This is a genomic window from Acerihabitans sp. (assembly GCF_036398755.1).
GTDB lineage: Bacteria > Pseudomonadota > Gammaproteobacteria > Enterobacterales > Enterobacteriaceae > Acerihabitans.
Genome location: NZ_DASWOM010000097.1, coordinates 1 through 11243 on the forward strand (window position 1 = coordinate 1; position 11243 = coordinate 11243).

Below are 11243 nucleotides of genomic sequence, written 5' to 3' on the forward strand. Positions count from 1 at the left end.
AGCACATAAGGAAAAGATAGAATGGCTAAGGGGCAATCTTTGCAAGATCCGTTCTTGAACGCATTGCGTCGGGAAAGGGTTCCGGTTTCTATTTATTTGGTGAATGGTATCAAATTGCAGGGCCAGATTGAGTCATTTGACCAGTTCGTCATTTTATTGAAAAACACGGTCAGTCAGATGGTTTATAAGCATGCCATTTCCACAGTGGTACCATCGCGTGCGGTGTCGCATCACAATAACAATCCGGCCAGTGGTGCCAGCAGCAGCAATTATCATCATGGCAGCAATCCTGCGGCGCCCGCACAGCCCCAGGAAAGTGATGACGTCGAATAAGGCGCATCCGGGCTAACCATACCGCGGTGCTTTAGCGTGTCGCTGACGCTAAGGCTCCGTGACAACTGCGGTTTATCCGTTTGAGAGGTTGTACGCTTGTTTGACCGTTACGATACCGGTGAGCAGGCCATACTGGTTCACATTTTTTTCTCACAAGACAAAGACACGGAAGATCTGCAGGAATTTGAGTCGCTGGTATCTTCCGCCGGGGTAGAAGCATTGCACGTGATCACCGGGAGCCGCAAGGCACCCCACCCCAAATATTATGTCGGTGCGGGAAAAGCTGCCGAAATCGCCGAGGCGGTTAAAACCAGTGGTGCGTCTGTAGTATTATTCGACCATGCCTTGTCGCCGGCCCAGGAACGAAATCTGGAGAGCCTGTGCCAATGTCGTGTTATCGACCGAACCGGACTGATTCTGGATATCTTCGCACAGCGGGCGCGTACCCATGAGGGCAAGCTGCAGGTGGAACTGGCGCAGCTGCGCCATCTCGCCACGCGCCTGGTGCGGGGATGGACCCACCTTGAGCGGCAAAAAGGCGGTATCGGCTTGCGCGGGCCGGGTGAAACCCAGCTTGAAACCGACCGCCGTTTACTACGCAACCGCATTACCCTGATTCTTTCGCGTCTGGAGCGGGTGGAAAAAACGCGCGAGCAGGGGCGTCGCGCCCGTAATCGCGCGGATGTGCCCACGGTATCGCTGGTGGGTTACACCAATGCCGGTAAATCCACCCTGTTCAACCGGCTGACCCAGGCGGGAGTGTATGTCGCCGATCAGCTGTTCGCCACCCTTGACCCGACGCTCAGGCGTATTGAGGTCGACGACGTAGGCGACACGGTGCTGGCGGATACCGTCGGTTTTATCCGCCATTTGCCCCATGATTTGGTGGCGGCGTTTAAAGCCACGTTGCAAGAGACGCGCGAGGCCACGCTGTTGTTGCATATCGTTGATGCCTCGGATGTGCGTTCCCAGGAGAATATCGCCGCCGTGGATGCGGTCCTGGCTGAAATAGACGCGGATGAAATACCGGAATTACTGGTGATGAATAAAATCGATATGCTGGACGATTTTGTGCCGCGTATCGATCGCAATGAGGAAAATGTGCCGGTGCGGGTATGGTTGTCCTCCCAGACCGGTGAAGGGATTCCGTTGCTTTTTCAGGCGCTGACCGAGCGTCTGTCGGGCGAGATTGCTCAGCACGAGCTGCGCTTGCCCCCGCAGGCGGGACGCTTGCGCAGCCGGTTCTACCAGCTTCAGGCGATTGAAAAAGAATGGATCGAGGACGACGGCAGCATGGGTTTGATAGTCCGGTTACCCATCATCGACTGGCGTCGTCTTTGCAAGCAGGAAAACGAGTTGGCGGACTATCTTGTCTGACCGTCCTTTGGGAACAAAAGCCTGAAGAATACTAATTAAGTAAAATGGAGCTAAACATGGCGTGGAATCAGCCCGGTAATAACGGACATGACCGCGACCCGTGGGGAAGCAGCAATAATAACAGCGGCAACTCTGGCGGAAATAATAATAAAGGCGGACGTGAACAAGGACCTCCCGATTTGGACGATATCTTCCGGAAGCTCGGCAAGAAGCTGGGCGGGTTTGGCGGCAAGAAGTCACCGGATAACACCGGCGGCGCCAGCGGTCCCGCGCGCGGGGGCCGCTATGTCGGGCTGGCCGTGCTGGCCGTGGTCATCATCTGGGCCGGCAGCGGTTTTTATACCATTAAGGAAGCGGAGCGCGGGGTCGTCACGCGTTTTGGCAAGTTTGACCGCCTGGTCCAACCCGGCCTGAACTGGAAACCCACCTTTATCGATCAGGTCGTCGCCGTGAACGTCGAATCGGTTCGGGAGCTGGCCGCCTCAGGCGTCATGCTGACCGCCGATGAAAACGTGGTGCGCGTTGAGATGAACGTGCAGTACCGGGTCACCGACCCCGAGCGCTATCTGTTCAGCGTCACCAACGCCGACGACAGCCTGCGCCAGGCAACCGACAGCGCCCTGCGCGGCGTGATTGGCAAATACACCATGGATCGCATCCTCACCGAGGGACGAACGGTGGTCCGAAGCGATACGCAGCGCGTGCTGGAAGAGACTATTCGTCCTTACGACATGGGTATTACCCTGCTGGACGTTAACTTCCAGGCGGCCCGTCCCCCGGAGGAAGTCAAGGCCGCGTTTGACGATGCCATCGCCGCCCGCGAAAACGAGCAGCAGTATATTCGTGAAGCCGAAGCCTACGCCAATGAGGTGCAGCCGCGCGCCAACGGGCAGGCGCAGCGTATTCTTGAGGAAGGTCGCGCCTACCGCACGCGTACCGTGCTGGAGGCCCAGGGCGAGGTGCAGCGCTTCTCCCTGCTGTTGCCTCAATACAAGGCCGCGCCGGAAATTACCCGCGAGCGTCTTTATATCGACTCGATGGAGCGTTTATTGAGCCATACCCGTAAAATCCTGGTTAACGATAAAGGCGGCAACAATCTGATGGTGCTGCCCCTGGATCAACTGCTGCGTAATCCGCCGGCGCCGGACGCCACCCGTAAGGATACCAGCGCCAGCACCCTGCTGCGCCTGCCGCCGCTGTCCGTCAACGCCGCGGGCGTGGCGGAGCCGGGCCAGACCGAAAACAGCGGTTCCAGTTCCGTCATGGATCAGCGCCGGGCCAACGCCCAGCGTGACACGACCACTCGCGTAGGGAGGGAATAACCGATGCGTAAGCCTTTAATCCTTATTGTTGTCGTGGTGCTGGTGGCGCTGTACGCTTCGCTGTTCGTAGTGCAGGAAGGCCAGCGCGGCATCGTGCTGCGCTTTGGCAAGGTATTGCGCGACAGCGAAAACAAGCCGGAAATCTTCTCGCCCGGTCTTCACTTCAAGATTCCGTTTATCGAAACGGTCAAAACCCTGGATGCGCGTATCCAGACCATGGAAAACCAGGCCGATCGTTTTGTGACCATGGAAAAGAAAGACCTGATTGTCGATTCTTACATCAAATGGCGTATCAGCGACTTCAGCCGCTACTATCTGGCGACGGGCGGCGGCGACGTGTCCCAGGCCGAAGTGCTGCTGAAACGTAAATTCAGCGACCGGTTGCGTTCCGAACTGGGCCGTCTGGACGTGAAGGGCATTGTGACCGATTCGCGTAACCGCCTGATGACCGATGTGCGCGAAGCGCTTAACAGCGGTACCGCGGGCGACGGCGAAGTGGAAACCACCGCGGCGGATAACGCTATCGCGTCGGCGGCGGCGCGGGTGGAAAGGGAAACCAAGGGCGCGAAGCCGGCGGTAAACCCGAACAGCATGGCGGCGCTGGGTATTGAGGTGGTGGATGTGCGCATCAAGCAGATCAGTCTGCCGGCCGAAGTGTCCGACGCCATTTTCCAGCGTATGCGGGCTGAGCGTGAGGCGGTAGCGCGTCGCCATCGTTCGCAGGGGCAGGAAGAGGCGGAAAAACTGCGCGCGTCGGCGGATTACGAAGTGACCCGCACGCTGGCGGAGGCTGAGCGTACCGCGCTTATCACCCGCGGCGAGGCCGATGCGCAGACCGCCAAGCTGTTTGCCGATGCCTTCAGCCAGGATCCGGCGTTCTTCGCCTTTATCCGCAGCCTGCGCGCTTATGAGAATAGTTTTAGCAGCAATAACGACGTTATGGTGTTGAGTCCGGACAGTGATTTCTTCCGCTTCATGAAATCACCGGCCACCACCACCACGCTCCCTACGGGGCGTCCATGAGTTTCACTGGCACGGTCGCCCTTTAACACGTCCGCTTTGCGATTCGTGCTGGCGGGCCCGCCCTGCCAGAGTTAACACGGTGTTGTTATCAAGCACAGGCCCGTTCGCGCGGGCCTTTTTTTTGAGGTCGTCATGAATCCTACTGTATGGATGGCGTTGGGGCTGGTGTTGGTGCTTGAAGGCCTGGGTCCGCTGCTGTTTCCCGGCGTCTGGCGCAAAATGATCGGCGCCATGACCACATTGCCGGATAAATTATTACGTCGCTTCGGCGGCGGTTTAGTGGTTGCCGGCGGTGTAATCTACTACATGTTGCGCAGTAGAATGGGAGGATGATCGCACAGATAAAAAACAGTCCATGCTGATGTTAAAAAGTACTGAAAGCCTGGGACTGAGATGTTAGAATCCTTTTTTAAGCAATCTGGTGAATTGAGAGATGGGTAAGAACGTCGTCGTACTGGGCACCCAATGGGGTGACGAAGGTAAAGGCAAGGTCGTAGACCTGCTGACCGAACGGGCAAAATATGTTGTTCGCTATCAAGGCGGACACAATGCCGGTCATACTCTAGTTATCAACGGTGAAAAAACCGTACTTCATTTGATCCCCTCTGGTATTTTGCGTGAAAACGTAACCAGCATCATTGCCAACGGCGTCGTGTTATCGCCGGAAGCCTTAATGAAAGAGATGGGTGAACTTGAAGCGCGCGGCATACCGGTACGTGAACGCTTACTGATTTCCGAAGCCTGTCCGCTGATCCTCTCCTACCATGTCGCGCTGGATATGGCGCGTGAAAAAGCCCGTGGCGACAAGGCCATCGGCACCACCGGGCGCGGTATCGGCCCCGCCTATGAAGACAAGGTAGCACGGCGTGGACTGCGCGTTGGCGATCTCTTCAACAAGCAAACCTTCGCGATTAAGTTGAAAGAAATCGTTGATTATCATAATTTCCAGTTAGTTAACTATTATAAAGTCGAGGCGGTTGACTACCAGACCATCCTGGACGACGTGATGGCGGTTGCCGACATCATTACCGGCCTGGTGGTGGATGTCTCCGAGCTGCTGGACACGGCCCGCAAAAACGGCGAGCTGATCATGTTCGAAGGCGCGCAGGGCACCTTGCTGGATATCGATCACGGCACCTATCCGTACGTTACCTCATCCAATACCACCGCGGGCGGCGTCGCCACCGGCTCTGGCATCGGTCCGCGTTATGTGGACTACGTGCTGGGCATCGTCAAGGCTTATTCCACCCGCGTCGGCGCCGGCCCCTTTCCCACCGAGCTGTTCGACGACGTGGGCGAGTACCTTTGCACCAAAGGCAACGAATTCGGGGCCACCACCGGCCGCCGCCGCCGTACCGGCTGGCTGGACGCGGTTGCGGTGCGTCGCGCGGTGCTGATTAACTCACTTTCCGGTTTCTGCATGACCAAGCTTGATGTGCTGGACGGCCTGAAAGAAGTGAAAATCTGCATCGCCTATCGCATGCCGGACGGCAGCGAACTCAAAACCACCCCGCTGGCGGCGGAAGGATGGGAAGGTATCGAACCCATCTATGAAAGCCTGCCTGGCTGGAGTGAATCCACCTTCGGCGTCAAAGAGTTTGATAAACTGCCTGAAGCGGCCAGGCGTTATATCCGCCGTGTCGAGGAAGTCACCGGCGTACCGGTTGATATTATCTCCACCGGCCCCGATCGCACCGAAACCATGATTTTACGCGACCCTTTTGACGCCTGAGCGCGTTTATAGCGTAAAACCAAAAAAATGTAATTCACCGGGCTTGTCCCGGTTTATTTTTTATTATCAATAAGTTATCCTCTCTTGAGCTCCTGTCTCCGCCCCAGCTGTTGACAAGTCTTATAGCCTGATGGGTTCCTAACGGTTACTCTTATTACCATCGTTTTCTTGTTATCCGCCATCTTGTCGCCAAACCTGCCGGTAGGTATGGCGGAATTGCGGTTAGCTGGATTTTAATTCTGAAAACCATTATTGATTTGTTGTAGTGCAGATGTAGTGCAGATGTAGTGCGGATGTGGTGCGGATGTAGTGCGGACGTAAGCGCAACGTAATCCAATCGTCCCAGCCAGCTGTTTAAAACAGGACTGCAGCAGGGCAAATGACCTTTCCACAGGTGTTCGGCGGCCCGGCCGGGTGAACATCATGTCAGGAAATCCGCCGCTCTACACATTATTGCTTGTTGAATGAAATCGGCACAGCAACCTGTTTTGGACAATGGAGGTAGCGCATGTCACAAGATCCCTTTCTCGAACGAGAGGCAGAAAAATACGAATTTCCCGTCCCCAGCCGGGAATTTATCCTGGCTCATCTGGCCAAACGGGAAACGCCCGTCAGTCGCGAAGAGTTGGCGCAGGATCTAGAGATCACCGGCGAAGATCAGGTTGAAGGCCTGCGCCGCCGTCTGCGCGCCATGGAGCGCGACGGCCAGCTGATATTTACCCGCCGGCAGTGCTATGCGCTGCCTGAGCGCCTGGATCTGCTGCGCGGCACGGTTATCGGCCATCGCGATGGCTTTGGTTTTTTAAGGGTGGACGGCAGCAAGGACGATTTCTACCTGTCGGCGGAACAGATGAAAATGGCCATTCACGGCGACGTGGTGATGGCGCAACCCCTGGTGGCCGATCGTAAAGGCCGGCGTGAAGCGCGCATCGTACGCGTGCTGGTGCCAAAAACCAGCCAGATTGTCGGGCGCTATTTTACCGACGCCGGCAGCGCTTTCGTGGTGCCCGACGACAGCCGGCTGAGCTTTGATATCCTGATTCCGCCGGAAGGCACCAGCGGCGCCCGCATGGGCTTTATGGTGGTGGTTGAGCTGACCCAGCGTCCCACGCGGCGCACCAAAGCGGTGGGCAAAGTGGTGGAAGTGCTCGGCGATAATATGGGTACCAGCATGGCGGTGGATATCGCCCTGCGTACCCATGATATCCCCTATAACTGGCCGCCGGAAGTGGAGAGCCAGGTCGCTGATCTGAAGGAAGAGGTGCCCGAGGCGGCGAAGCGCGGCCGGGTGGATCTCAGGAGCCTGCCGTTGATGACTATCGACGGCGAGGACGCCCGCGATTTTGATGACGCCGTATTCGCCGAAAAGAAACGCGGCGGCGGATGGCGCCTGTGGGTTGCCATCGCCGATGTCAGTTATTACGTTCGTCCCAATACGCCGCTGGATAATGAGGCGCGCGGTCGCGGCACGTCGGTGTATTTTCCCTCGCAGGTTATCCCGATGCTGCCGGAAAAGCTCTCCAACGGCCTGTGTTCACTGAACCCGCAGGTGGACCGTCTGTGCATGGTCTGCGAAATGACCATTTCTTCCCAGGGACGGCTCTCCTCCTATAAATTTTATGAAGCGGTAATGAATTCCCATGCGCGGCTGACCTATACCAAGGTATGGCAGATCCTGCAGGGCGATCGGGAACTGCGCGAGCATTACCATCCGCTGGTCAAGCCGATACAGACGCTGCATGAGATGTACCAGACGCTGGAGCAGGCCCGGGTACAGCGCGGCGGCATTTCATTTGAAACCGAAGAAGCCAAGTTTATCTTCAACGCCGAGCGCCGTATCGATCGCATCGAACCGGTGAAGCGCAACGACGCGCACAAGCTGATTGAAGAGTGCATGATCCTGGCGAATATCGCCGCCGCGCGCTTCGTCGAAAAAAATGACGAACCGGCGCTGTACCGCGTGCATGACCGTCCCAGCAACGACCATATCACCGCGCTGCGCACCGTCCTTGGCGAACTGGGCCTGACGCTGGGCGGCGGGATTAAGCCCGAGCCTAAAGACTACGCCGACATGATGACCATCGTCTCCGCGCGTCCGGATCACGAGATGCTGCAAACCATGCTGTTGCGCTCCATGAAGCAGGCGATCTACGACCCGGAAAATCGCGGCCATTTCGGCCTGGCGCTGCAGGCTTACGCGCACTTTACCTCGCCAATCCGCCGTTATCCGGATCTGTCTTTACACCGCAGTATCAAATATCTGCTGGCGAAGCAGGAAGGCGAGGCCAAAGGCCGCTCCACGCCCACCGGCGGCTGGCATGCCGAAATGGCGGAAATGCTGCAGTTGGGCCAGCAAAGCTCCATGAATGAACGGCGGGCCGACGAAGCGACCCGTGATGTCTCCGATTGGCTGAAATGCGACTTTATGCAGGATCACGTCGGCCAGGTCTTCAGCGGCATCATCGCAAGCGTCACCGGCTTTGGCTTTTTTGTCCGCCTCAACGATCTGTTTATCGACGGCCTGGTGCATGTTTCCACTCTGGACAACGATTATTACCGCTATGACAATATTGGTCAGCGTTTGATCGGCGAGTCGGGTGGACGGGTTTATCGCCTGGGAGACGTCGTGGAAATCAAGGTTGAGGCGGTCCATATGGATGAGCGCAAAATCGATTTCTCCCTCATCTCCAGCAAGCGCCAGCCCAGGGGCGCGGGTAAAACAGAACGCGTGCGCACGCAGCAGGCCGCGCGCGGCGCCAATGCCGGCGCCAGTAGCGACGGCAAGCCCGCGCGCCGTCGCCGCACCGGCGCAAAGGGGGCGAATTTCGAGCCGGACAGCGCGTTTCGCCAGAACGATGGCAAAGGACCCGGTCCAAAAAGCGCGCCGTCCAGGGCGGGCGACACGGGCCCGGCAGACGCCGCCGCAACGGATAACGCGCCTAAAAAGCCCTCGGCCGGCAAACCACGGCGCAGCCGGAAGAAAAGCGGCGCCCAAAGCAAACCGGAGCAGCAATAACACCCGCGTGCCGGTGACCGCCGCCGGCGACAATAATCCATGGGCCGACACGGCCCATACCGCGATAAAAGAGCAACATGAGCGAAATCATCTACGGCATTCATGCCGTTAAAGCTTTACTGGAACGCGACCCGCAGCGTTTCCTCGATGTGTATATCATGAAAGGCCGCGACGATCGCCGCCTGCATGAACTGGTGGTGGAACTGGAAGCCAACGGCATCGTTATTCAGGTAGCCAACCGCCAATGGCTGGACGAGACCGCGGAAGGCGCGGTTCATCAAGGCATCGTGGCCAGGGTGCAGGAAGGACGCCAGCTACAGGAAAATGACCTGGAGGGTCTGCTGGCGCAGCACGCCGCCCCTTTCCTGCTGGTGCTGGACGGTATTACCGATCCGCATAACCTGGGCGCCTGCCTGCGTAGCGCCGATGCCGCCGGCGTACATGCGGTTATCGTGCCGCGCGATCGCTCGGCGCAACTCACCGCCACGGCCAAGAAAGTGGCCAGCGGCGCGGCGGAAACCGTACCGCTTATCCGCGTCACCAATCTGGCGCGCACCCTGCGCATGCTAAAAGAGCATAACGTCTGGATCGTCGGCACCGCGGGCGAGGCGGATCATCATTTGTATCAAAGCAAATTTACCGGCCCGCTGGCGCTGGTGATGGGCGCGGAAGGCGAAGGCATGCGCCGCCTGACCCGCGAGCACTGCGATGAGCTTATCAGTATCCCGATGGCCGGGTCGGTCTCGTCGCTCAACGTTTCCGTTGCGGCGGGGGTTTGCCTGTTTGAAGCGGTACGCCAGCGCCAGCTTCCCTGAACCCTCCCGTCAAGCGCCGTTGATTAGCGGTACAAAATCGCCGCGCCGCGCCAGATGCCCGGGCTGAATTCTTCCGACAGCATAATAATCTGGTAATAGGTGGCTCCCCGGCCATTGGCCTGGGCGCGTATGGCGTCTTCGGCGTCCATCGGGCTGCCGCGCTCCTCAACGGTGACCCGGCCGATGATGGTCAGGGTGCCGGTCTGGTCGCGGCTGATTTCCTGCGCCTGGTCGGTGGGCGCGGGGGGCGCTACCGGTTTGCCCGTAAGCGCGCCGCAGCCCGCCGACAGCATACTCAAAATGAAGATCACAGCGAAGAGTGGTTTCATGGGTACCAACCGTTGATAACAAACAACCTTGACAGATAGCGGTAGTATAAAAGAATAGACGCGCAATAGGGGGGCAAAATGGTTGAAATGCATCAGGAGTCGGTCGGCGGCATCGAGGTTATCCATGCGGTGCCGGCGGGTAAACGCCGGTTGCCGCTGCCGACGATTTTCTTTTATCACGGCTATACCTCGTCAAAAGAGGTTTACAGCTATTTTGGCTATGCCCTGGCGAAAGCCGGATTTCGGGTAATCCTGCCGGATGCCGATATGCACGGCGCGCGTTTCGACGGCGACGAGCAGCGGCGCCTGGAGAACTTTTGGACTATCGTGCGCGCCAATATCGACGAGCTGCCGGCGGTCAAAACACATTACCAGCAGCAGGGCCTTATCGACGGCGGGCGCATCGGCGTGTGCGGCGCCTCCATGGGCGGCATGACCGCGCTGGGCGCCATGGCCCGGTATGACTGGCTGAGCGTGGCGGCGGACTTTATGGGGTCGGGGGATTATCTGCGGCTGGCGAAAACCTTGTTCCCGCCGGTTGCGCCGACCTCAAGCGCCGGGCAAAAGGAGTTTGAGCGCCGCATGGCTCCCCTGGCCGACTACGAGGTGTTCCATCAGCTCGACAAGCTGGCGAACCGGCCGCTGTTAATCTGGCACGGCGAGGCCGACCCGCTGGTGCCGGCAACGGAAAGCAGCCGGCTGTACCAGGCGCTGGAGGCCCGTGGCGGCCCTCATCAGGCAACCTATCTCACCGAGCCGGGCATCGGCCATAAAATTACGGTATCGGCGCTGGCGGCGGGGGTGGCGTTCTTCGTACGGCATCTCTCGCCGACGACCAATAAAAAAGCCCCACAAGGGGGCTAAATAATAAACAGACTTCTTTATCTTATTGGTCATTCCCTGGTGTTGGGGATTCGGACGCCGCCCGTTCCGGGCGGCCCCGGCTAAGTTAACGCGGCGCCGGGGCTTTATTGATAAATAGTATATGCCAGTGCGCCGGGGAGGGAAATAACACTTTATTGATTGATTAAATCAATTTTTTTGAACAAAAAACATACTATTTGAATAGTTTTTTTGTTAATTAATGCCTTTGTATATAATTACACTCCTATGCCGCCGCGTCCGGCGCGGATCAGTCCTTGTATTTCCCACCGTATAAATGTAAGATTGCGCGTCATTTTTCAGCCGCACAATTATCACGTTCCTTGCTTCCATGGGCCGCGGTTGACCCTGACAGGAGGCTGAATAATCCGTAAGGAGCAATTCTGTATGCGTCATTACGAAATCGTTTTTATG

General features: G+C 57.7%; 10 protein-coding genes. 9 read left to right on the plus strand and 1 reads right to left on the minus strand.

Annotation, left to right across the window (positions count from 1 at the left end; translation table 11 throughout):
• Positions 1-21 precede the first annotated feature (21 nt).
• The 8 genes from hfq (at position 22) to rlmB (ending at position 9618) form a co-directional block, all read left to right on the plus strand.
• Entirely contained in the window at positions 22-333 is a 312-nt protein-coding gene (gene hfq / locus VGC33_RS16540) for an RNA chaperone Hfq (RefSeq protein ID WP_331121869.1), read from the plus strand.
• Between the two features lie 96 nt (positions 334-429).
• Positions 430-1710, plus strand: a complete 1281-nt coding sequence (gene hflX, locus VGC33_RS16545; RefSeq protein WP_331121870.1) for a ribosome rescue GTPase HflX — start codon at positions 430-432, stop codon at positions 1708-1710.
• Between the two features lie 56 nt (positions 1711-1766).
• Positions 1767-3032, plus strand: coding sequence for an FtsH protease activity modulator HflK (gene hflK, locus VGC33_RS16550; RefSeq protein ID WP_331121871.1), 1266 nt, complete (start codon positions 1767-1769; stop codon positions 3030-3032).
• Positions 3033-3035: 3 nt separating this feature from the next.
• Complete coding sequence (gene hflC / locus VGC33_RS16555; protein WP_331121872.1) at positions 3036-4055, plus strand: protease modulator HflC; 1020 nt, start codon at positions 3036-3038, stop codon at positions 4053-4055.
• A 132-nt stretch (positions 4056-4187) separates the two neighbouring features.
• Positions 4188-4388 (plus strand): DUF2065 family protein, encoded by a 201-nt coding sequence (locus tag VGC33_RS16560; RefSeq protein ID WP_331121873.1) that lies wholly within the window; start codon positions 4188-4190, stop codon positions 4386-4388.
• Between the two features lie 100 nt (positions 4389-4488).
• Positions 4489-5787 (plus strand): adenylosuccinate synthase, encoded by a 1299-nt coding sequence (locus VGC33_RS16565; RefSeq protein WP_331121874.1) that lies wholly within the window; start codon positions 4489-4491, stop codon positions 5785-5787.
• A 508-nt stretch (positions 5788-6295) separates the two neighbouring features.
• Positions 6296-8803 (plus strand): ribonuclease R, encoded by a 2508-nt coding sequence (gene rnr / locus VGC33_RS16570; protein ID WP_331121875.1) that lies wholly within the window; start codon positions 6296-6298, stop codon positions 8801-8803.
• A gap of 77 nt (positions 8804-8880) precedes the next feature.
• On the plus strand, positions 8881-9618 hold the full coding sequence (rlmB, locus tag VGC33_RS16575; protein ID WP_331121876.1) for a 23S rRNA (guanosine(2251)-2'-O)-methyltransferase RlmB: 738 nt from the start codon (positions 8881-8883) through the stop codon (positions 9616-9618).
• Between the two features lie 23 nt (positions 9619-9641).
• On the opposite strand, the gene bsmA is transcribed toward rlmB, so the two are convergent.
• Positions 9642-9947, minus strand: a complete 306-nt coding sequence (bsmA, locus tag VGC33_RS16580) for a biofilm peroxide resistance protein BsmA (RefSeq protein ID WP_331121877.1) — start codon at positions 9945-9947, stop codon at positions 9642-9644.
• A 78-nt stretch (positions 9948-10025) separates the two neighbouring features.
• Here bsmA and yjfP point away from each other — a divergent pair, with 78 nt between their 5' ends.
• Positions 10026-10811 (plus strand): esterase, encoded by a 786-nt coding sequence (gene yjfP / locus VGC33_RS16585; RefSeq protein WP_331121878.1) that lies wholly within the window; start codon positions 10026-10028, stop codon positions 10809-10811.
• The last annotated feature ends 432 nt before the right edge of the window (positions 10812-11243 follow it).